The organism is Pseudomonas sp. S2_F03, assembly GCF_054668335.1.
Genome location: NZ_CP162759.1, coordinates 195126 through 215707, shown reverse-complemented (window position 1 = coordinate 215707; position 20582 = coordinate 195126). Strand labels below are relative to the sequence as shown.

The following is a 20582-nucleotide window of genomic DNA, read 5'->3' as shown; positions in this document are numbered from 1 at the left end:
TATAGTTATGAACCTATTACATGCCAGTCGGGGTGCGTTGGGAATGAGACGATAGACAGGTAAACCCGTACTAAAGTAGTAATTTTGCCGTGTTCAATGAAGATCAACGGTGCGGCGCTGTGTCATTAGCCGGCTTTGCGCAAGGCCGCATGCTGCGGGTTGAAGGTGAGCACGGCGAGTAACGCGAATAAGATCGTCAGCCCCCCACACACCGCCAGGGCGAGCGGATTGAAGCGTTCATAAAGGGCAAACCGCACCAGCTCCACCGCATGAGTGAACGGGTTCACCGCGCACAGCCAGTACAACCACTCGTTGGCCTCACGCATTTTCCACAGCGGATACAGCGCCGATGAGAGGAAAAATAGCGGGAAGATCACGAAATTCATCACCCCGGCAAAGTTCTCCAATTGGCGAATGGCGTTCGACAGCAACAGGCCGAGTGCGCTGAGCATCAACGCCACCAGCAACAGCGCTGGCAGGGCAATCAACAAACCCATGGCCGGTGGCTGCACGCCGTAAACCCAGGCAATCGCCAAAAAGGCATAGACCTGCAGCAGTGAAATCAGTGAAGTGGCCAACAGCTTGCTGCACAGCAGAAAGGTTCGCGGCAGCGGGCTGGTCAGCAGCACGCGCATGCTGCCCATTTCGCGGTCGTAAACCATCGACAGCGAGCCTTGCATGCCGTTGAACAGCAGAATCATGCAGGCAAGGCCAGGGATGATGTAGACCTCGTACGGAATGTAGGTGTCGTAGGGCTCGATGATCGCGATGCCCAGGGCCGCCCGGAAACCGGCGGCGAACACGAGTAGCCACAACAGCGGCCGTACCAGCGCACTGAGAAATCGCGTGCGCTGCAACACAAAGCGCAGCCATTCGCGCAACACGATGCCGCTAAAACATTGCCAGTAAGCATTCATCGAGCAACTCCTGTGGTCGCCAACGTGGTCAGGCGGGTAAAGACTGAGCCGAGGTCTGCGCCGTATTCCAGGCTCAATTCACTGGCCTGTCCGCTGGCCACCAACCGGCCCAGATGGAGAATCAGCAAATCGTCGCCGGCCTGCACTTCGTCCAGTAAATGAGTGGCCCAGAGCACGCTGATGTGGTGCTCGCGGCACAGGTTGCGAATGTGCTGGTTGAGCGCCAGGCGACTGGCGGGATCGAGCCCTGCACTGGCTTCGTCAAGCAGCAACAGGCGCGGCTCATGCAATAGGGCGCGGGCGATTTCTACCCGACGGCGATGACCGCCATTGAGTTCGCGCACCCGTTCGTGGCGGCGTTCAGTCAGGGCTTGACGGGTCAACTCGGCGTCGACACGGAGGCTGGTCTGGCGCCGCGACAAGCCGTGCAACGCCGCGTGATAACGCAGGTTCTGCTCAACGCTGAGGTCCAGGTCCAGCGTGCTTTGCTGAAACACCACACCTAACTGCTTGAGCGCCGGGCGTGGTGCCTGGCGCAATGAATTTCCACCGACCCGGATGTCACCGTGTTGCAGGTCATAGAGCCGGGTCAGCAGGGCGATCAGGGTCGATTTGCCGGCGCCGTTGGGGCCCAGTAAAGCGGCGAAACGCCCCGGTTCCAGGCTGAAATTCAAATGGCGCAAGGCTTCCCGGGGGCCGTAGGCGAAGCTCAGGTCGCTGACTTCCAGGGCGTTCATGGCGTCACCACCACGCCCCACGGGTAGCGTCCGACTTTCACCGATTTGCTCACCTTCAGGCTTTCGACATCGATGATCGACACATCACCGCTGACACCATTGGTGGCCAGCAGTTGTTTTTGGTCCGGTGTGAATGCCAACTGCCAGACACGCCGGCCCACCAGCAGGTAGTCGAGGATGTCGAATGTCTTGGCATCGATGACCGCCACATGATTGGCCGGGCCGAGTGCGACGAAAGCGTACTTGCCATCGGCGCTGAGCTTGATCCCCACCGGCTGGACCTTGTCCGGGTGCACGCCTTTGATCTGGAAGTTCAGGGTCTTGAGGATCTTGCGGCTGGCCACATCGAGAATCGTCACCGTGCCGCCAATTTCCGCTGAAGCCCAAAGCTGTGAACCGTCCTGATTGAACTCGACAAAGCGCGGTCGCTGGTCCACCAGGGTGCTGTCGGCCAGGGTCTGGGTGCTGGTGTCGATCCAGTGCAGCATGTTGGTGGTTTCGCTGGTGTTCACCGCCCACTTGCCGTCGGGGCTGACGGCCATGCCTTCGGGCTCGACGCCGACGTTGATCTGGCCGAGCACTTTGGAGGTTTCGGTGTCGATCACGGTGACCAACGCATCGTCTTCGTTGGAGACGTACAACCAGCGGTTGTTGGGGTGCAGGGCGAATTGTTCGGGGTCTTTGCCTGAAGGCAGTTCCTTGATGATCTTGCGCGTGGCCACGTCCATCACCTGGACCCGGTCCGAGTCGCTGGCGCAGATGTACAGCAGCTTGTTGTCATGGGACAGCAGCAGGCCGCGCGGGCGCTGGCCGACGGGCAAGGTGTCGGTGACTTGCTGAGTCTGCATGTCGATCAGGCTCAGGGTGTTGTCCTTTTCGTTGGAGACCCAGGCGGTACTGGCAGCGGCATGGCCGGCGGCGAGCAGCAGGGCGCATGAAAGCAGGGTGCGGCGCATGGCGGATTCCTTGTTGTTGTAATTATCGAGTCAGGGAAAGCGGCAGCTGACCTCGGGCTTGTCGTAGCCCAGGCTGTCCATTTCGTTGAAGGGGTGCAGAAAGCCGTCCTGCGGTGAGGTGCTGACCAGTGCCCGGGGCTGGACGATGGGGATCGGCTGGCGCAACTGGCCGTTCCATGGGCGATAACTGAGCTTGCGTCCCTTGAAACCGTCCAGCGGCAGTTGATCGCTGATTTCAAGCGTCCGGATCGCCATCGGCTCGGTCTGCCCCAGTTTGCTCACGGCGCTGGCGATGCTGCGCACGGCGATCCACGCAGCGAAATCGCGGTCGTTCATCCAGCGTCCGGCCAGGGCTTCAAAACGCTTTTGCAGCTGCGCAGCGCCGTAGGTTTCCACGGTCTTGTGCCAGCCCACCGGGGTCAGGCCCTGAGTGCCGGCGACCGGGCGCGGGAACCAGGTCTGGTAGGGCACGTATTCACCGAAGTCGCCGCGTTCATCGGCCACCAGCACCACGTCATATTCGGCGGTCTGGGTGAACAGCGGCATGTCGGCTTGGGCGCTGCGGCGTTGATCGTTATCGAAGCTCCAGGGTTTTTCCGCGACCAGTTGCAGACCGAAGCGCTTGGCGGCGCGGCGCAGGGCGGCGGCATAGGCTTGATCGTCAGGAGTCGGGCCGACAATCAGCAGCGCCCGCTGCCATTTGCGCACCACCAGAAATTGCGCCAGGGCATCGGCGAGCATCGCCCGACTCGGCAAGGTGTGCAGCACGTTCGGCAAGCAATCGGTGGTGCGCAAGCGGTCGTCGGGACTGCCGGCGTTGAACAGCAGGCTGTCGGGCAGGGCAGCGCTGAGTTGGCGCAAGGTGTCGACCGGAGCGTTCACCACAAACAGACGCAGGCCCTGTGCGTGCTGGTTTTTGGCCGCTTCAAGCAAGGCTTGCGGATTGTCGACGCTGGCGCTGAGCAGGCTGTAACCATGGTTGAGAAAACGCCCGGTGCTGTTGCTGTCGGTGATCGCCAGTTCGGCGCCGCGCAGCCCGGCATCAGCCGGCTCGGGAATGACGTTCGACAACAGTGGCCCCGGATCGGGGCGATACCCCAGGTAGCCGATTCGCACCTGCAATGGCGCGTCTGCCGCCTGGCTGTGGGTGGCCACGCCAGCAGCGCAGGCAATCGCCAGCAGGTAGAGCAAGGCGTAAGGGGCAAGCTGGCGCATAGGGCACTCCTTTACAGGTAGCGCCAGCATAGGAAGCCCGTGGAGCCGAGGAAATATGCAGAAAGTACCGGTCGGCCAGTACCAAGGTAGTAACTCGCCCCGTGCGGCGCGGCTCTAGCATGGGCTGCAACGGTCATCGCCAGGGAGGAGAACGTCCATGCGAATTATCAAAGCGCTGCTCCTGCCTTTTTTGCTGATTTTGACCCTGATCGGCGTCGACCGGCTTCACGGCCCGCATCCACTGCCGTTACCCGTGTTGCCCGCCACCCCGGGTCGCTAGGCTTGCTCCCGGTGTCGATCCATCGCCTTACTACCAAGGGACTAGGCGGCGAACACCAAAGCAGCATGGGGTGAATGCGAAGCCGTTTCTAAGATGGGTGCCATAGCCTCTGCCAAGAGGTTTTGCGTGCAATCCAGAGGGCATAACAATGACAACAAAACGCAACGCCTTACTTGTCGCCGGGCTGCTGGCCGGTGTTATCAGTGCGGGTTCCGTATGGGCTCACGGCAACGTGGTGCCTCAAGCCGTGGAAACAAAAGGCCTGACGCCCATCAAGGACGCCGGTGTTCAGGTCGATGGCGATGGCTGGGCGGCAGTGAACCCCTACCGCACCTCCCCGGAGCACGACAAAGCGCTGGAAATCGGCTCGTCGGCCTACAACCAGAACTGTGCGGCGTGCCATGGCCTGGAAGCCAAGTCCGGCGGGATTGCCCCTGACTTGCGCATGCTGGATGTCGCTGAGTCGGGAGATGAGTGGTTTGTCGAACGCGTCCGTCATGGCGCAGTGCGTGACGGCCGGGTCTACATGCCGAAAATGGCTGACTACTTGAGCCAGGAAGCGTTGTGGGCGGTGCGCACTTATCTGGACAGCGTTCACGTCGAGGAGTAACCCCATGCGTCTGCTCGCGGTATTGATCAGCGCTGTGTGGCTGTGCTGCCAGGCGGTGCAGGCGCAGGTTCGCAATTACGACGAAATGATCGCCGCCGGGGAACTGAAAGTGGCGGTCTACAAAGACTTCGCCCCTTACAGTTTTGAGCAAGCCGGCCAGCCCCGAGGCGTTGATGTAGAACTCGCCGAGGCGTTGGCCAAGGCACTCGGTGTGCGCTTGACGCTGATGTGGGCGCCTGCCGGTGAAAAGCTCGACGACGATCTGCGCGACTACATATGGCGCGCCAGTGCACTGCACAACCAGCAACTGGCCGACCTGATGATGCGGGTGCCCTACGACCGTGACTACGCGCAGAGGCGCAACGAATTGGGCGAACTGGAAAACGGCCATGTGGTGATGTTCGGCCCTTACCAGAACGAACAATGGCAAGTGGCTTACGATCGTCGCCGACTGGACAAGGTCGCCAGCGTTGCAGTGTTCGAGCACCACCCGATTGGCGTCGAGGTCGACAGCGTGCCGTCGTTCTACCTGACCTCGGTGTTCAACGGCATGCTCGCCGGCAAAACCCACCACTACCCAGGCGTACCCCAGGCATTTGCGGCCATGAAGGCCGGAGAGGTCGACGCGGTGATGGCCATGCGTGGCGAAATTGACTGGCAGGTGCATGAAGCGGCCGACCCGCAAGTGGCACTGGCGGAGAACGCCTATCCGAACATGGGCAAACAGCTTTGGGAAATCGGCATGGCGGTGCACGAAAGCAATCGGCAATTGGCCTATGCCGTGGAAGAGGCACTGGAAGGCCTCATCCGCGACGGCTCGGTGAAAACGATCTACAGCCATTACGGCCTGCGGTATGACGTGCCCGAGATGTATCAATAGGAGCAGTTGATGAGCTGGCGAGTGACATGTCTGTTGGCCTGCTGGTTTCCCTGGATCGTTCAGGCCGCGAATATCGATCCGGGCAAGGACCCGGTGCCGTCGGTGATGTGGGGCTTCTATCACAAGCAGATGCTTGGTGACGCCCCCTTTGTTTTTGATGAGCGAGTGAAGCTGCTGGCGCCGCCGTTTGCCGAAGATGCCCGGCAAGTGCCACTGGAAATCGATGCCCGCTCGTTCAAGGGCGAGGTGGTGAAAATCCTCGCCTGGGCCGAGCTCAACCCGCTGCCGAAAATTGTCGACTTCCAGCCGCTGGACCGTGTGCTGCCGTGGCTGTCGGTGCGGATTCGCATCGAACAGGCCACGCCGTTGCGCGCGGCGGTATTGACCCGTGATGGGCTATGGCACGTCGGTTCGACCCTGATCGACGCGGCGGGCGGTGGCTGCACCGCGCCGAGCGTCGTGCGCACCCAGCCAGGCTGGGAGGAACACATTGGCGAAGTGCTGGGTGGCCGCTATCCACGCAGTGAGTTCAGCCGATTACGTGTGCAGGTGGCGCATCCGATGGACAACGGCATGGTCAGCGGTATCCCGGAGTTTTTCATCAACCATGCCGAATTGAAGGACCAGGACGGTCAGGTGTTGGCCCGGCTTGAGTTGTTTCCCGCCGTCAGTGAAAACCCCAACCTGACCTTCGACATCGAAGGGGCAGGGCAGACACGCCTGTTCGTGCGGGACACCAGCGGCAACGAATTTGATGCGGCCATTCCCTGACCCAAAGGAGCGTTTCATGCGCTGGATACTGCTGATTGTGTTTAGCGTCAGTCTGTCGGCATTGGCCGACCTTGAATATTCACTCAAGCCCCGACAGATCGCCCAGGACACCTGGTTGCTGGAGGGCAGCACCGATAATTTTGCCAAGGATAACGGCGGCAACATCGTCAACACCGCCTTCATCGTCACCGAGCGCGGCGTGGTGGTCATCGACACCGGGCCGTCGAAACGTTACGGCGAAGCGATGCGCAAGGCGATTGCCGCCACCACCGATAAGCCGGTGATCCAGGTGTTATTGACTCACCATCACCCGGACCATGTGCTGGGCAATCAGGCCTTCACCGACGTGCCGATCGGTGCCTTGGCCGGCACCACCGAGCTGTTGCATCAACAAGGTGATGCGATGGCCGAGAACCTGTATCGAATGGTGGGGGACTGGATGCGCGGCACCGAAGTGGTGTTGCCTCGCCAAGAATTGACGCCGGGTCTCTACAGTTTTGGGAATCACGATTTGCGCTTGCTGAGCCTGGGTGGGCACTCAGGGGCGGATCTGGCTATTCTCGACCAGCAAACCGGCGTGCTGTTTGCCGGGGACCTGGTGTTTTATCAACGGGCCCTGACCACCCCCAACAGCCCCGGGTTGTCGGTGTGGCTGGCGGACATCGCCACGCTGCAAGGCTTGCCATGGACACTGATCGTGCCCGGCCACGGCCCGGTGGCCAGCGACTCAGGCCCCTTTGAGCAAATGCGTGACTACCTGACCTGGCTCGATCAACTGCTGCGCGACGGCGCGGCTAACGGCAGCGACATGGCCGAGATCATCCGCAGCCCCATCCCTGAACGTTTTGCCGGGATCAATCTGAGCCGTTATGAATTGATCCGCAGCGTTAGTCATTTGTACCCGCGTTACGAGCGTGGGCAAATGACCCGGGTCGATTCCGGCGCAAGCCGGTAAGGCCTGTACGAATTCGACCCGCTACTAAGGGATTAGGAATCTCCTTATTGCGGGTAATTGTTGTCGCGGCAGTGGCGCCCAAGAATCTGCACTACACCGGGAAACTTTCCCGCTAATAACAAAAACCGCAGAGGTAGCCGTCATGACTCAACCCGTACGTCGCCAGCCCTTCGTCTTGAGCCTGCTGCTCAGTGCCATGCTGTTGTCCGGCCAGGCATTGGCCGCCGTCTCCGACCAGGACATTCTCCAGGACCCGAAAAACCCGGAGCAAGTCGTCACCAACGGCCTGGGTGTCCAAGGGCAGCGCTACAGCCCGCTGGACATTCTCAACGTCGATAACGTGAAGGAATTGCGGCCGGCCTGGGCGTTTTCCTTCGGTGGTGAAAAACAGCGTGGCCAGCAAGCGCAGCCGATGGTCAAGGACGGCGTGATGTACATGACCGGCTCGTACTCCCGGGTGTTCGCCGTGGATGCACGCACTGGCAAAAAGCTTTGGCAATACGATGCACGTCTGCCGGATGACATCCGCCCGTGCTGCGACGTCATCAACCGGGGTGTTGCGTTGTATGGCGACCTGGTGATTTTCGGCACCCTCGACGCCAAGCTCGTGGCGCTGAACAAGGACACCGGCAAGGTGGTCTGGAGCAAGAAAGTTGCTGACCACAAGGAAGGCTATTCGATCAGTGCCGCGCCGCTGGTGATCAACGGCAAACTGATTACCGGCGTGGCTGGTGGCGAGTTCGGCGTGGTCGGCAAGATTGAAGCCTATGACCCGAAAAATGGTGATCTGCTGTGGACCCGTCCCACCGTCGAAGGCCACATGGGTTATGTCTACAAGGACGGCAAAGCCGTGGAAAACGGCATCTCTGGCGGCGAGGCGGGCAAGACCTGGCCGGGCGACCTCTGGAAAACCGGTGGCGCCGCCCCTTGGCTGGGTGGCTACTACGACCCGGAAACCAATTTGCTGCTGTTCGGCACTGGCAACCCCGCGCCATGGAACTCGCACCTGCGCCCTGGCGACAACCTCTATTCGTCGTCGCGACTGGCGCTCAATCCAGACGACGGCACCATCAAATGGCACTTCCAGAGCACGCCCCATGATGGTTGGGACTACGACGGCGTGAACGAACTGGTGTCGTTCAACTACACCGAGGGTGGCAAAGAAATCAAAGCGGCGGCCACCGCTGACCGCAACGGTTTCTTCTATGTACTGGATCGCACCAACGGCAAATTCATCCGTGGTTTTCCGTTCGTGGACAAGATCACCTGGGCCACCGGGCTCGATAAAAACGGCCGGCCCATCTACAACGAAGCCAGCCGTCCGGGTGCCCCGGGTTCTGAGGCCAAGGGCAGTTCGGTCTTCGTAGCGCCAGCGTTCCTCGGCGCGAAAAACTGGATGCCGATGGCTTACAACAGGGACACCGGGCTGTTTTACGTGCCGTCCAACGAGTGGGGCATGGACATCTGGAACGAAGGCATCGCCTACAAAAAAGGCGCGGCATTCCTCGGTGCCGGCTTCACCATCAAGCCATTGAACGAAGACTACATCGGCGTGCTGCGCGCCATTGACCCGAAAACCGGCAAGGAAGTCTGGCGCCACAAGAACTACGCGCCGCTGTGGGGCGGGGTGCTGACCACCAAGGGCAACCTGGTGTTCACCGGCACGCCGGAAGGTTTCCTGCAGGCATTCAATGCCAAGACGGGCGAGAAAGTCTGGGAGTTCCAGACGGGCTCCGGCGTACTCGGCTCACCCGTGACCTGGGAAATGGACGGCGAACAATACGTGTCGGTCCTCTCCGGCTGGGGCGGCGCCGTGCCGTTGTGGGGCGGTGAAGTAGCCAAGCGGGTGAAGGACTTTAACCAGGGCGGCATGCTCTGGACCTTCAAGCTGCCAAAAGACCTCGTCGCCAAGCACTGATCGACGTCACCTACTACCAAATAACGAGAGTCCCTCCTGCCAACGATGCATTCGTTCGGTACGCGGGGCTCTCTAGTATCGGTTCATCGCCTGTTGGTACGACAGGCATCGACCCAGACAGAGGCCCACCATGATCTACGCACAACCCGGAACCCCAGGCGCCGTCATTACCTTCAAACCACGCTACGGCAACTTTATCGGTGGCGAGTTTGTCGCACCGATCAATGGCGAGTATTTCACCAACACCTCGCCCGTCACCGGTGAGGTGATTGCCGAGTTCCCGCGCTCCAGCGCCGCTGACATCGACAAGGCGCTCGACGCCGCCCATGCCGCGGCCGATGCCTGGGGCAAGACCTCGGCTCAGGACCGCTCACGGGTGCTGCTGAAAATTGCCGATCGCATCGAACAAAACCTGGAAATCCTTGCCGTCACCGAAACCTGGGACAACGGCAAGGCCGTGCGCGAAACCCTGAACGCCGACGTGCCGCTGGCCGCCGACCACTTCCGTTACTTCGCTGGCTGCATTCGTGCCCAGGAAGGCGGGGCTGCCGAGATCAACGAGCTGACCACGGCCTATCACTTCCACGAGCCTCTGGGTGTGGTCGGGCAAATCATTCCGTGGAATTTCCCGCTGCTGATGGCGGCCTGGAAACTCGCCCCGGCCCTGGCCGCCGGCAACTGCATCGTGCTCAAGCCTGCCGAGCAAACGCCGCTGTCGATCATGGTCTTTGCCGAGCTCATCGCCGACCTGCTGCCGGCAGGGGTGTTGAACATCGTTCAAGGCTTCGGTCGCGAGGCCGGCGAAGCACTCGCCACCAGCAAGCGCATCGCCAAGATCGCCTTCACCGGCTCCACCCCGGTGGGCGCGCACATCATGCATTGCGCCGCCGAGAACATCATCCCGAGCACTGTCGAGCTGGGCGGCAAGTCGCCGAACATTTTCTTTGAAGACATCATGAACGCCGAGCCACAGTTCATTGAAAAAGCGGCCGAAGGTCTGGTGCTGGCGTTCTTCAACCAGGGCGAAGTGTGCACCTGCCCATCGCGAGCGCTGGTGCAGGAATCGATCTACGAGCCGTTCATGGCCGAGGTGATGAAAAAGATCGTCAAGATCAAGCGCGGCAACCCGCTGGACACCGACACCATGGTCGGCGCCCAGGCGTCGGAGCAGCAATACGACAAGATTCTCTCGTACCTGAAAATTGCTCAAGAGGAGGGCGCCGAGCTCCTCACCGGTGGTGCCGCCGAGCGCCTTGAAGGTGACCTGTCCAGCGGCTATTACATCCAGCCGACCCTGCTCAAGGGCCACAACAAAATGCGCGTGTTCCAGGAAGAAATCTTCGGCCCGGTGGTGGGTATCACCACCTTCAAGGACGAAGCCGAAGCCCTGGCGATTGCCAATGACAGCGAGTTCGGCCTCGGTGCCGGCCTCTGGACCCGCGACATCAACCGCGCCTACCGCATGGGCCGGGCGATCAAGGCCGGGCGCGTCTGGACCAACTGCTATCACCTGTACCCGGCGCACGCGGCGTTCGGGGGCTACAAGAAGTCCGGCGTCGGTCGGGAAAACCACAAGATGATGCTCGATCACTACCAGCAGACCAAAAACCTGTTGGTGAGTTACGACATCAATCCGCTGGGGTTCTTCTGATTCCGCAAGAACACTGAAAAACCTGTGGGAGCGGGCTTGCCCGCGATGAGGCCAGCACATTCAACATTGATGTTGAACGTCAGGCCGCCATCGCGGGCAAGCCCGCTCCCACATTGGTTTTCTGTATCCCGATCCATGTGCAACACCCCCTACCAAATCACCCCCAAAGCTCCTTCGAAAGTAGCATTCGGGCACTCAACGCCCCGTGCATTAATGGCTCTACCGGAATCGCCCGGCACAAGAAGAGGATTGACCCATGTGGACTAAACCCGCGTTTACCGATCTGCGTATTGGCTTCGAAGTGACGATGTATTTCGCCAACCGTTGATTGATCACCCGGCCAGCCGTCGGGTTGGCCGGGCCTGCCTTAAGGAGCCTCCACCATGCACATCCGCGTTCTCGGTTCCGCCGCTGGTGGTGGGTTTCCACAGTGGAACTGTAACTGCCGCCAGTGCTCCGGTGTGCGCAATGGCAGCCTGCGAGCACAGCGTCGTACGCAGTCGTCGATTGCCCTGAGCGACAACGGGGTGGACTGGGTGCTGTGCAACGCATCGCCGGACATTCGTGCGCAACTCGAGAGTTTCCCGCTGTTGCAACCGGCCCGTCAGTTGCGCGATAGCGCCATCGCGGGCGTCGTGCTGCTGGACAGCCAGATCGATCACTGCACCGGCCTGCTGAGCCTGCGCGAAGGCTGTCCGCATGCCGTTTGGTGCACCGAGCGGGTGCATCAGGACCTGAGCAGCGGCTTCCCGTTGTTCAACATGCTGCGGCACTGGAATGGCGGGTTGCAGTGGCAGCCGATTGGTCTGGATCGCCAGCCGTTCAGTCTGCCGGCCTGCGAGCACCTGCAATGGCGGGCGATTCCCTTGGTCAGCAATGCACCGCCGTACTCGCCCAATCGCGGCAATCCGCAACCGGGCGACACCATTGGCTTGTTCATTGAAGACCTGCGCAGCGGTGCCTCGCTGTTCTATGCGCCGGGCCTTGGGCAAGTCGACGATGAAGTGTTGGGCTGGATGCAACGTGCCGATTGTCTGCTGCTGGACGGCACCCTGTGGCGTGATGACGAAATGCGCATCTGCGAAGTCGGCCAGAGCCTGGGCAGCGAAATGGGGCATCTGTCGCAAAGTGGCCCCGGCGGCATGCTGGACGTGCTGGAGGGTTTTACCCGCCAGCGCAAGGTGCTGATCCACATTAACAACACCAATCCGATCCTTGATGAAGACTCGGCCGAGCGCGCCTTGCTGGAGCGACGCGGGATCGAAGTGGCTTATGACGGCATGAGTATTGAGCTGTAGCGAAGGACGCCTTCGCGGGCAAGCCCGCTCCCACAATGGATTTCTGCTGTACATGAAATGTGTGTTCACACCGAACACCTGTGGGAGCGGGCTTGCTCGCGATGGGGCTGAACCAGACGCCGCAGAACCTCCCGGAGAACCGCAATGACTGACAACGCAATGACCCCCAGCGAATTCGAAGCCGCCCTGCGTGCCAAGGGCGCCTACTACCATATTCACCATCCCTTCCATCAAGCCATGTATGCCGGGCGTGCCAGCCGCGAGCAGATCCAGGGCTGGGTCGCCAATCGTTTCTACTATCAGATCAACATTCCACTGAAGGACGCCGCGATTCTCGCCAACTGCCCGGACCGTGACGTGCGCCGGGAATGGCTGCAACGGATTCTCGACCACGACGGCGTCCCCGGCAGCGAGGGCGGTATCGAAGCCTGGCTGCGCCTGGGTGAAGCGGTGGGGCTGGATCGTGAGCAGATTCTGTCCCAGGAATTGGTGCTGCCCGGGGTGCGCTTTGCGGTGGATGCCTACGTCAATTTCGCCCGTCGCGCCTGCTGGCAGGAAGCGGCCAGCAGTTCGCTGACCGAACTCTTTGCCCCACAGATCCATCAGTCGCGACTCGACGCCTGGCCGACCCATTACCCCTGGATCGAAGCCGCCGGCTACGACTATTTCCGCACGCGCCTGAGTCAGGCCAGACGCGATGTCGAGCACGGCTTGCGCATCACCCTGGCGCACTACGTGACGGCAGAGGGGCAGCAACGCATGCTGCAGATTCTGCAATTCAAACTCGACGTGCTGTGGAGCATGCTTGATGCCATGAGCATGGCCTACGAGCTGGAACGCCCGCCGTATCACACGGTCACTGCCGAGAACGTCTGGCACCGGGGGATTGCCCTGTGAGCCTGATCAACCGCCAACAGTCACCGGCCTTGCGTCGTGGTTTTCGCCTGCAATGGGAGCCTTGCCAGGATTGCCATGTGCTGCTGTACCCCGAAGGCATGATCAAACTCAATGGCAGTGCCGGTCAGATCCTCGGTCTGGTGAACGGTCAGCGCAGTGTCGCAACGATCATCGATCTACTGGCCGCGAATTTTCCCGGTGTGCCGGGAATTGACGAGGATGTGCTGGCGTTTCTGGAGGTGGCCCATGCGCAATTCTGGATCGAGTGAGACCCCGCCGGGACCGCCGTTGTGGCTGCTCGCCGAGCTGACCTACCGTTGTCCGCTGCAATGCCCCTATTGCTCCAATCCATTGGATTTTGCCCGGCATGGCGAGGAACTGAGCACGGAAGAATGGATTCGCGTATTCCGCGAAGCGCGGGACATGGGCGCCGCTCAATTCGGGCTTTTCCGGTGGCGAGCCGCTGGTACGTCAGGACCTCGCCGAGCTGATCAAGGCTGCCCGGGACATGGGTTACTACACCAACCTGATCACCTCGGGCATCGGCCTGACCGAGCAGAAAGTGCGCGACTTCAAGGTGGCCGGGCTGGACCATATCCAGATCAGCTTCCAGGCCGCTGACGAAGCGGTCAATAACATGCTCGCCGGTTCGCGCAAGGCCTTCGCCCAGAAACTCGCCATGGCCAGGGCGGTGAAGGCCCAGGGCTACCCGATGGTCCTGAACTTCGTCACCCATCGGCACAACATTGACCGGATCGCGCAGATCATCGAGTTGTGCCTGGAACTGGAAGCGGACTTCGTCGAATTGGCCACCTGCCAGTTCTACGGCTGGGCGGAACTCAATCGCGTAGGCCTGTTGCCCACCCGCGAGCAATTGCAGCGTGCCGAGCGCGTCACCAACGAATATCGCCAACGTCTGGAAGCCCAGGGCCACCCGTGCAAGTTGATCTTCGTCACCCCGGACTACTACGAAGAGCGTCCCAAAACCTGCATGAACGGCTGGGCCAATCTTTTTCTCGACATCACCCCCGACGGTACTGCCTTGCCTTGCCACAGCGCCCGGCAGTTGCCTGTGCAGTTTCCCAACGTGCGTGAACACAGCCTCTCGCACATCTGGAATGACTCGTTCGGCTTCAATCGTTTTCGCGGCGATGACTGGATGAAGGAGCCGTGCCGCTCCTGCGACGAAAAACACAAGGACCTGGGCGGCTGCCGCTGCCAGGCCTTCATGCTGACCGGCGATGCCAGCAATGCCGACCCGGTGTGCAGCAAGTCCGCGCACCACGGTGTGATCCTCAAGGCTCGCGAGGACGCCGAGGCGCCGGGGCTGGGGGTGGAGCACCTGACGATGCGCAACGAGAAGGCTTCACGAGTTGATCTATCGCGGCTAGTCTGGCGACACAAATCCCCTATGTGCGGGCTTGCCCGCGATGAGGGTGGCACATTCAACATCGATGTCGACTGTCAGGCAGCTATCGCGGGCAAGCCCGCTCCCACAGGGGAGTACACCGCAGGTAGGGCTACCCATTGGTCTGATTGCATTCGCAGCTGGATGGTTTAGTGTGGTTTCTACCTTCCAAAACAATAAAAACAGGCTTTCCAATGAGCCAGAGTCTCAACCAGCTGCGTAAATTCGTTTCGCCTGAAATCATCTTCGGTGCCGGTAGCCGGCACAGTGTCGGTAATTACGCCAAGACTTTTGGCGCGCGCAAGGTGCTGGTGGTCAGTGATCCCGGTGTGATTGCCGCCGGCTGGGTCGCGGATGTCGAAGCCAGCCTGCAAGCGCTGGGCATCGAATACTGCCTTTACAGCGATGTCTCACCCAACCCACGGGTCGAAGAAGTGATGCTCGGTGCCGAGATGTACCGGGAAAACCACTGCGACGTGATCGTCGCCGTCGGTGGCGGCAGCCCGATGGACTGCGGCAAAGGCATCGGCATCGTCGTCGCCCATGGCCGCAGCATCCTGGAATTCGAGGGGGTGGACACCATCCGCGTACCCAGCCCGCCGCTGATTCTGATTCCGACCACCGCCGGCACCTCGGCCGACGTCTCGCAATTCGTGATTATTTCCAACCAGCAGGAGCGCATGAAGTTCTCCATCGTCAGCAAGGCCGTAGTGCCGGATGTTTCGCTGATCGATCCGGAAACCACCCTGAGCATGGACCCGTTCCTGTCGGCCTGTACTGGCATCGACGCGTTGGTGCATGCCATCGAAGCCTTCGTGTCCACGGGCCACGGGCCGCTGACCGACCCCCACGCGCTGGAGGCGATGCGCCTGATCAATGGCAACCTCGTGCAGATGATCGCCAACCCGAGCGACATCGCCCTGCGCGAGAAAATCATGCTGGGCAGCATGCAGGCCGGGTTGGCGTTTTCCAACGCCATCCTGGGCGCGGTGCACGCCATGTCCCATAGCCTCGGCGGCTTTCTCGATCTGCCCCATGGCTTGTGCAATGCGGTGCTGGTGGAGCATGTCGTTGCCTTCAATTACAACTCGGCACCGGACCGCTTCAAGGTGATTGCCGAGACCTTCGGCATCGACTGCCGAGGCCTGAATCACCGCCAGATCTGCGGGCTTCTGGTCGAACACCTGATCGCCCTCAAGCACGCCATCGGCTTTCACGAAACCCTCGGTTTGCATGGCGTCAGGACCTCGGACATTCCGTTCCTGTCGCAGCATGCCATGCACGATCCGTGCATCCTGACCAACCCGCGCGAATCCAGTCAGCGTGATGTCGAGGTCGTCTATGGCGAAGCCCTCTGACGAGCAGCAACGGGCTCTGGCGGGGCTACTCGGGTTAGGCAGCCATTCGGCGCGCAAGAGTCATTACCCGGAATTGGCCGCGCGGCTCGACGAACTGGAAGCCGAGCGCAATCGCTACAAATGGCTGTTCGAAAACGCGGTGCAGGGAATTTTTCAGGCCAGCCTGCAAGAAGGCATGCGGGCCGCCAACCCCGCGCTGGCGCATATGCTTGGTTATCAGGACCCGCAGGAGGTGCTGTTCTCCCTGACCGACCTGGCCAGTAACCTGTTCGTCGACGGCGCGCAGGAGTTGGAAAACATCGGCGAAATCCTCAGGCACCAGTGCAGCCTCCATGGCTATGAGACCCGTCTGCGCCGCAAGGACGGCAGCCACCTCGATGTGTTGATGAACCTGCTGCTCAAGCCCGGTCAGGAGGGACTGGTGGAAGGCTTCGTCGCCGATATCACCGAGCGAAAACTGGCGCAGCAACGCCTGCAGCAACTCAACGACGAACTGGAGCAACGCGTCACCGCGCGCACCGATGAATTGTTGGAAGCCAACCGCAACCTGCAACAGCAGATTACTCAGCGTAAACAGATTGCCCGCGCCCTGCGCGATGCCCGCGACGCCGCCGAGGCGGCCAACCGCAGCAAGGACAAGTACCTCGCTGCCGCCAGTCACGACCTGCTGCAACCACTTAACGCCGCGCGCTTGCTGATATCGACGTTGCGTGAACGCAAACTGCCCGACGTCGAGCAGGTACTGGTCGAGCGCACCCATCAGGCGCTGGAAGGCGCTGAAGATCTGCTCACTGATTTGCTGGATATTTCCCGGCTCGATCAAGCGGCGGTCAAACCAGACATCGGTCTGTATCGTCTGGACGAATTGCTCGGGCCGCTGGTTTCCGAGTTTCAGTCGGTCGCCGAAGCGGCCGGTCTGAATCTGCGGGTGCATGTGGGCGATTACGCCATCAGCACCGATTTGCGCCTGATGACCCGCATCCTGCGTAATTTTCTCAGTAACGCCTGCCGCTACACCGATGAGGGTAGCGTTCTGCTTGCGGCCCGCCGACGGGGAGCCATGCTGCGCCTGGAAGTCTGGGACACCGGGCGCGGTATCGCTGCGGACCGACTGGATTCGATTTTCCTGGAGTTCAACCAACTCGACGTCGGACGTGCTGCCGACCGCAAAGGCGTGGGGTTAGGACTGGCCATCGTTGAACGCATCGCCAAGATTCTGGGTTATCAGGTTCGGGTTAAATCGTTGCCAGGGCGTGGTTCGCTGTTCAGCATCGACGTACCGATTGCCCATGAGGTGCCGCTACCGATCAGTCAGGCCACACCTCAGTTGAGCACGGGCAATCCCTTGCCTGGCCGACGTTTGCTGGTGCTGGACAACGAAGTGAGCATTCTCGAGAGCATGAGCGCGCTGCTTGGGCAGTGGGGGTGCGAGGTGGTCACGGCCACCGACGAATCCTCCGCGCTGGCGGCCCTGCGCGGGCAACCACCGGAGCTTATTCTGGCGGACTATCACCTCGATCACGGCATTGTCGGGTGCGATGTGGTCAGGCATTTGCGCGAGCATTTCAGCCAGGCTATTCCGGCGGTGATCATCACGGCGGACCGTACGGACCAGTGTCGACGCTCATTGCAGAGACTCGGCGCACCGCTGCTGAACAAACCGGTGAAACCCGGCAAGCTGCGCGCGGCGCTGAGTCAAATGCTCGGATAGTGGCGTGGTCAGAGCGCACGATACTGCAGGCTGAAGCCGAGCTCAGCCGACTGGCCTTGTTCCAGCAAGCGCAGACCTGGCCGGCCCGGCAGGTGATGGGCGTTGACCGGGTGGCTCACCGGTTCGATGCAGAAAAACCCCAGGTCGACCGGGCAGTACAGCAGGTAGTAGTCGCTGCCGGTGGCCTGGCATTCAAGCGCATAACCGAGGTCGGGTTGCCGAATCAGGCAATGGCCGTCCCAGTGACAGAAACCGTTGTCGACCAGCATCGCGGGTAATGCGCCCGGTTGCTGAAAGTCCCAGGCGGCGGGCAGCTCAATCAACTCGGTCGGCAGTTTCGAGCTATCGCACAACCAGACTTGCTCGGCCTTGGCCTGTAGCTGCGTGTTGGCGGTGCGTGGAAAGTAGGGGTGCAGACCGAGCCCATGCCAGGCAGCGCGGTCGGCCAAATGAGTGACCTGCAATTCGACGCTTAATCGACCCTTGTTCAGATGGAAGCGTTGGCGGGCGCGATAGGCGAACGGCGTGGTGCTGTCGAGTTGCAGGATGACTTCGTCGACGGCGTGCGACACCACCTGCCACGGTTGCTGCCAGGCACTGCCGTGAATGGGCAGCGGATCGGTGAGGCTGTTGGGCGTCAGGGCCAGCCAGCCATCGGGGCAGTCGAAGCCGCCTTCGGCGATTCGGTTGGACCATGGCACCAGGGGATAGCAGCCGAGTTTGCCCGGCAAACCGGTGTTCAGCGCCTGGGCATCGTTGTGACGCAACAGCGGTTGCCCCGTGCTGCGAACCGTCCAGTTGACGATGCTGCCACCAAGCTCGGGGGCGAGGGTGAGGCGGGTGAATTCGTCTTCGAGTTCGAGAATCTTTGGCGTCATCTAAATGGGTTCCAAATATGAGAACACTAACCCTGTAGCAGCTGGCGAAGCCTGCGTTCGGCTGCGCAGCAGTCGTCAATCCGGTGAATGCGGTCTTTCTGATGCACCGTGCAATATGGTTTTACGACTGCTGCGCAGCCGAACGCAGGCTTCGCCAGCTGCTACAGGTGATCGGCGGTGGTTCATGCGTTGAACTGAGGTTCGGGCAACCCGGTAACGCCTGGATTGAGGGCAAACACACCACCGGCCAGAGACTGCTCATCTTGGTCGTCACCGGGGCGGATCGAGGTCACGAACAGCGTGTCCAGTCGACTGCCACCGAAGGCGCACATGGTAGGCTTTTTTCACCGGGACGGCGAGCGAGCGATCCAGGCGGCCGTCCGGGGTAAAGCGGTGAATCAGCCCGGCGTCATTGCCGCAGATCCAGTAGCAGCCATCGGCATCGACAGCGGCACCGTCGGGGCGGCCGGGGAACTGCTGCATGTCGACGAACAGCCGCCGATTGGACGGTATGCCGCTGCCGATGTCGTAGTCAAAGGCCCAGATCTGCTGGACCGAAGGATGAGAGTCAGAGAGGTACATCGTGCGACCATCCGGGCTGAAACCCAGGCCGTTGGGGACGATAAACCCGCCGAGTTGCGCCGCAAGTGGCCCGCGTTCACCGGCGCTGTAGCGATAAAGCGCGCCATCGGCCGCGTTGGCACCCATGTTCAGCACCATGCTGCTCGCCCAGAAACGGCCCTGGCGATCGCAGCGCCCATCATTCAAACGCATGTCGGTCCGGGCATGGTCGACATGCGCCAACAAGCGACTGTCGAGGCTGCCGTCGTTGTGCGTGTGCAAATGGAAAAAACCGCTTTCCATCCCGGCCACCCAGCCACCGTCGCGGTGGCGGGTGATGCACGCGAGCATCTCCGGTGCTGTCCACGTATGGACATCGCCGCTAGCGGCACTCCAGCGTTGCAGGCTCCCGGCAGGAATATCCACCCAGTACAGGGCGTTTTCCTCGTGGACCCACACCGGGCATTCACCGACGGCGTTACGGGCATCGACAATCAATTCGGCTTGCATGGCGCCTCATTCCCTTGGTTTTTGTAGTGGGGTTCAACCGGGGAGCAGGGCGTCAGTCACCAAACGGGCCAGCCGCGCAAAAGGCGCCGCCCTGGTAGACACGGGCCGGATCATCGGCGGCTGGCATCGGCTGGGTTTCGACTTTTTCGCGGAACACTTCGGAAGTGTCGTTCGGGGCATAGCCCAGGTGCGCAGCGTAGCGGTTGTCCCACCAGATGTCCTTGTTGTCGGACATGCCGTAGACCACGGTGTGGCCGACATTCGGGGTGTACAAGGCTTGTTCGAGCAATTGGGTCAGGTCGCCGAAGCTCAGCCAGGTGCTCATCATCCGGCGGTTGTGCGGTTCCGGGAACGAAGAGCCGATCCGCACGCTGACGGTTTCGATGCCATAGCGATCGAAGTAGAAGGTGGCCATGTCTTCGCCGTAGGATTTGGACAAACCGTAATAGCTGTCCGGACGGTGAGGCGAGCGGGCGTCGATGACTTCGTCCTGCTTGTAGAAGCCGATGACGTGGTTGGAGCTGGCGAAGATCACTCGCTTGACGCCATGACGGCGTGCCGCTTCATAGATGTGGAATACGCCGCAGATGTTGGCGCCGAGGATCTGCTCGAACGAGTGCTCGGTCGACACGCCACCGAAGTGCAGGATCGCGTCCACGCCTTCGACCAGTTGATGCACCGCTTGCTTGTCGGCGAGGTCGCACGGCACGACTTCTTCACGGTCATCAATAGCCGGGGCGATGTCGGCGATGTCCGACAGGCGAATGACATTGGCGTAAGGGCGCAAGGTTTCGCGCAAGACTTTACCCAGGCCACCGGCGGCGCCGGTCAGCGGCAGGCGATTGAAAGGGGAGCGGGCGGTTGAAGTGGTCGTCATGGGGAATCCTGGGCAATCAGATTGTTGTTATTGATTCGTTGTAGGTTGTCATACGACTGTGCAGAAGTATCGTAAGGCTTTCCGGGTGTTGTCAACGTGACGTTGGTTGAAATGGACGGAGGGTTGTTTCCTCCTGCACAAACGCTAAACCTCCCGACTGGAAAGCCACCCCTGTAGGAGCAAAGCTTGCTCGC

19 protein-coding genes and 2 pseudogenes are annotated in these 20582 nt (G+C 60.9%); 14 read left to right on the top strand and 7 right to left on the bottom strand.

The features are described 5' to 3' along the window. Positions 1 to 125: 125 nt before the first annotated feature. Genes AB4N76_RS00995 through AB4N76_RS00980 form a run of 4 tightly spaced genes read right to left on the bottom strand, consistent with a single transcriptional unit; the run spans position 126 to position 3825 of the window. The gene (locus AB4N76_RS00995; RefSeq protein WP_460163990.1) at positions 126 to 917 is read right to left on the bottom strand and encodes an ABC transporter permease; all 792 of its coding nucleotides are present in this window, start codon (positions 915 to 917) and stop codon (positions 126 to 128) included. Then, positions 914 to 1654 (bottom strand): ABC transporter ATP-binding protein, encoded by a 741-nt coding sequence (locus tag AB4N76_RS00990; RefSeq protein WP_077432018.1) that lies wholly within the window; start codon positions 1652 to 1654, stop codon positions 914 to 916. Before AB4N76_RS00990 ends, AB4N76_RS00995 begins: the two co-directional genes overlap by 4 nt. Next, a complete protein-coding gene (locus tag AB4N76_RS00985; protein ID WP_046031430.1) occupies positions 1651 to 2610 on the bottom strand; it encodes a YVTN family beta-propeller repeat protein in 960 nt (319 codons plus the stop codon). Before AB4N76_RS00985 ends, AB4N76_RS00990 begins: the two co-directional genes overlap by 4 nt. Positions 2611 to 2640: 30 nt before the next feature. Next, entirely contained in the window at positions 2641 to 3825 is a 1185-nt protein-coding gene (locus AB4N76_RS00980) for an ABC transporter substrate-binding protein (protein WP_046031429.1), read from the bottom strand. A gap of 157 nt (positions 3826 to 3982) precedes the next feature. On the opposite strand from AB4N76_RS00980, the gene AB4N76_RS00975 reads away from it, so the two are divergent. The 14 genes and pseudogenes from AB4N76_RS00975 (at position 3983) to AB4N76_RS00910 (ending at position 17562) form a co-directional block, all read left to right on the top strand. Continuing rightward, positions 3983 to 4105: a hypothetical protein gene (locus AB4N76_RS00975; protein ID WP_256577226.1), complete on the top strand. Its 123-nt coding sequence runs from the start codon at positions 3983 to 3985 to the stop codon at positions 4103 to 4105. Between the two features lie 148 nt (positions 4106 to 4253). After that, entirely contained in the window at positions 4254 to 4715 is a 462-nt protein-coding gene (pedF, locus tag AB4N76_RS00970) for a cytochrome c-550 PedF (RefSeq protein WP_077432020.1), read from the top strand. A gap of 4 nt (positions 4716 to 4719) precedes the next feature. Beyond that, positions 4720 to 5595 carry a substrate-binding periplasmic protein gene (locus AB4N76_RS00965; protein ID WP_046031427.1) on the top strand — a complete coding sequence of 292 codons (876 nt, stop codon included), beginning with the start codon at positions 4720 to 4722 and terminating at the stop codon, positions 5593 to 5595. A gap of 9 nt (positions 5596 to 5604) precedes the next feature. Further along, positions 5605 to 6366, top strand: coding sequence for a quinoprotein dehydrogenase-associated SoxYZ-like carrier (locus tag AB4N76_RS00960; RefSeq protein ID WP_046031426.1), 762 nt, complete (start codon positions 5605 to 5607; stop codon positions 6364 to 6366). Between the two features lie 16 nt (positions 6367 to 6382). After that, positions 6383 to 7321, top strand: a complete 939-nt coding sequence (locus tag AB4N76_RS00955) for a quinoprotein relay system zinc metallohydrolase 1 (RefSeq protein WP_223525191.1) — start codon at positions 6383 to 6385, stop codon at positions 7319 to 7321. Between the two features lie 142 nt (positions 7322 to 7463). Continuing rightward, positions 7464 to 9239, top strand: coding sequence for a PQQ-dependent methanol/ethanol family dehydrogenase (locus AB4N76_RS00950; protein ID WP_046031424.1), 1776 nt, complete (start codon positions 7464 to 7466; stop codon positions 9237 to 9239). Between the two features lie 130 nt (positions 9240 to 9369). After that, positions 9370 to 10890 (top strand): acetaldehyde dehydrogenase ExaC, encoded by a 1521-nt coding sequence (gene exaC, locus AB4N76_RS00945; protein ID WP_046031423.1) that lies wholly within the window; start codon positions 9370 to 9372, stop codon positions 10888 to 10890. 256 nt (positions 10891 to 11146) lie between these two features. After that, positions 11147 to 11218 (top strand): pyrroloquinoline quinone precursor peptide PqqA, encoded by a 72-nt coding sequence (gene pqqA / locus AB4N76_RS00940; protein ID WP_003253598.1) that lies wholly within the window; start codon positions 11147 to 11149, stop codon positions 11216 to 11218. 55 nt (positions 11219 to 11273) lie between these two features. After that, the gene (pqqB, locus tag AB4N76_RS00935; protein WP_460163989.1) at positions 11274 to 12188 is read left to right on the top strand and encodes a pyrroloquinoline quinone biosynthesis protein PqqB; all 915 of its coding nucleotides are present in this window, start codon (positions 11274 to 11276) and stop codon (positions 12186 to 12188) included. Positions 12189 to 12332: 144 nt separating this feature from the next. Then, the gene (pqqC, locus tag AB4N76_RS00930) at positions 12333 to 13085 is read left to right on the top strand and encodes a pyrroloquinoline-quinone synthase PqqC (protein ID WP_046031421.1); all 753 of its coding nucleotides are present in this window, start codon (positions 12333 to 12335) and stop codon (positions 13083 to 13085) included. Then, positions 13082 to 13354 carry a pyrroloquinoline quinone biosynthesis peptide chaperone PqqD gene (gene pqqD / locus AB4N76_RS00925; protein WP_046031420.1) on the top strand — a complete coding sequence of 91 codons (273 nt, stop codon included), beginning with the start codon at positions 13082 to 13084 and terminating at the stop codon, positions 13352 to 13354. The genes pqqC and pqqD overlap by 4 nt, the downstream gene beginning before the upstream one ends. Next, a pseudogene (pqqE, locus tag AB4N76_RS00920) lies at positions 13332 to 14460 on the top strand (pyrroloquinoline quinone biosynthesis protein PqqE); the annotation flags it as partial. The gene pqqD and the pseudogene pqqE, both read left to right, overlap by 23 nt. A 227-nt stretch (positions 14461 to 14687) precedes the next feature. Continuing rightward, on the top strand, positions 14688 to 15851 hold the full coding sequence (gene ercA / locus AB4N76_RS00915; protein WP_460163988.1) for an alcohol dehydrogenase-like regulatory protein ErcA: 1164 nt from the start codon (positions 14688 to 14690) through the stop codon (positions 15849 to 15851). Continuing rightward, complete coding sequence (locus AB4N76_RS00910; RefSeq protein WP_046031417.1) at positions 15835 to 17562, top strand: PAS domain-containing hybrid sensor histidine kinase/response regulator; 1728 nt, start codon at positions 15835 to 15837, stop codon at positions 17560 to 17562. Before ercA ends, AB4N76_RS00910 begins: the two co-directional genes overlap by 17 nt. Positions 17563 to 17570: 8 nt before the next feature. Here the strand turns inward: AB4N76_RS00910 and AB4N76_RS00905 are convergent, their stop codons facing one another. The 3 genes and pseudogenes from AB4N76_RS00905 to AB4N76_RS00895 all read right to left on the bottom strand — a co-directional run bounded on the left by AB4N76_RS00905 (position 17571) and on the right by AB4N76_RS00895 (position 20388). After that, positions 17571 to 18440: an aldose 1-epimerase gene (locus AB4N76_RS00905; RefSeq protein WP_046031416.1), complete on the bottom strand. Its 870-nt coding sequence runs from the start codon at positions 18438 to 18440 to the stop codon at positions 17571 to 17573. A 182-nt stretch (positions 18441 to 18622) separates the two neighbouring features. Then, positions 18623 to 19511, bottom strand: a pseudogene (locus AB4N76_RS00900) (SMP-30/gluconolactonase/LRE family protein). 52 nt (positions 19512 to 19563) lie between these two features. Further along, complete coding sequence (locus AB4N76_RS00895) at positions 19564 to 20388, bottom strand: NAD-dependent epimerase/dehydratase family protein (protein ID WP_460163987.1); 825 nt, start codon at positions 20386 to 20388, stop codon at positions 19564 to 19566. Between the last annotated feature and the right edge of the window lie 194 nt (positions 20389 to 20582).

Coding starts and splice junctions, on each gene's coding strand:
- AB4N76_RS00995 (WP_460163990.1), bottom strand. CDS start 917: ATGAATGCTTACTGGCAATGTTTTAGCGGCATCGTGTTGCGCGAATGG.
- AB4N76_RS00990 (WP_077432018.1), bottom strand. CDS start 1,654: ATGAACGCCCTGGAAGTCAGCGACCTGAGCTTCGCCTACGGCCCCCGG.
- AB4N76_RS00985 (WP_046031430.1), bottom strand. CDS start 2,610: ATGCGCCGCACCCTGCTTTCATGCGCCCTGCTGCTCGCCGCCGGCCAT.
- AB4N76_RS00980 (WP_046031429.1), bottom strand. CDS start 3,825: ATGCGCCAGCTTGCCCCTTACGCCTTGCTCTACCTGCTGGCGATTGCC.
- AB4N76_RS00975 (WP_256577226.1), top strand. CDS start 3,983: ATGCGAATTATCAAAGCGCTGCTCCTGCCTTTTTTGCTGATTTTGACC.
- pedF (WP_077432020.1), top strand. CDS start 4,254: ATGACAACAAAACGCAACGCCTTACTTGTCGCCGGGCTGCTGGCCGGT.
- AB4N76_RS00965 (WP_046031427.1), top strand. CDS start 4,720: ATGCGTCTGCTCGCGGTATTGATCAGCGCTGTGTGGCTGTGCTGCCAG.
- AB4N76_RS00960 (WP_046031426.1), top strand. CDS start 5,605: ATGAGCTGGCGAGTGACATGTCTGTTGGCCTGCTGGTTTCCCTGGATC.
- AB4N76_RS00955 (WP_223525191.1), top strand. CDS start 6,383: ATGCGCTGGATACTGCTGATTGTGTTTAGCGTCAGTCTGTCGGCATTG.
- AB4N76_RS00950 (WP_046031424.1), top strand. CDS start 7,464: ATGACTCAACCCGTACGTCGCCAGCCCTTCGTCTTGAGCCTGCTGCTC.
- exaC (WP_046031423.1), top strand. CDS start 9,370: ATGATCTACGCACAACCCGGAACCCCAGGCGCCGTCATTACCTTCAAA.
- pqqB (WP_460163989.1), top strand. CDS start 11,274: ATGCACATCCGCGTTCTCGGTTCCGCCGCTGGTGGTGGGTTTCCACAG.
- pqqC (WP_046031421.1), top strand. CDS start 12,333: ATGACTGACAACGCAATGACCCCCAGCGAATTCGAAGCCGCCCTGCGT.
- ercA (WP_460163988.1), top strand. CDS start 14,688: ATGAGCCAGAGTCTCAACCAGCTGCGTAAATTCGTTTCGCCTGAAATC.
- AB4N76_RS00910 (WP_046031417.1), top strand. CDS start 15,835: ATGGCGAAGCCCTCTGACGAGCAGCAACGGGCTCTGGCGGGGCTACTC.
- AB4N76_RS00905 (WP_046031416.1), bottom strand. CDS start 18,440: ATGACGCCAAAGATTCTCGAACTCGAAGACGAATTCACCCGCCTCACC.
- AB4N76_RS00895 (WP_460163987.1), bottom strand. CDS start 20,388: ATGACGACCACTTCAACCGCCCGCTCCCCTTTCAATCGCCTGCCGCTG.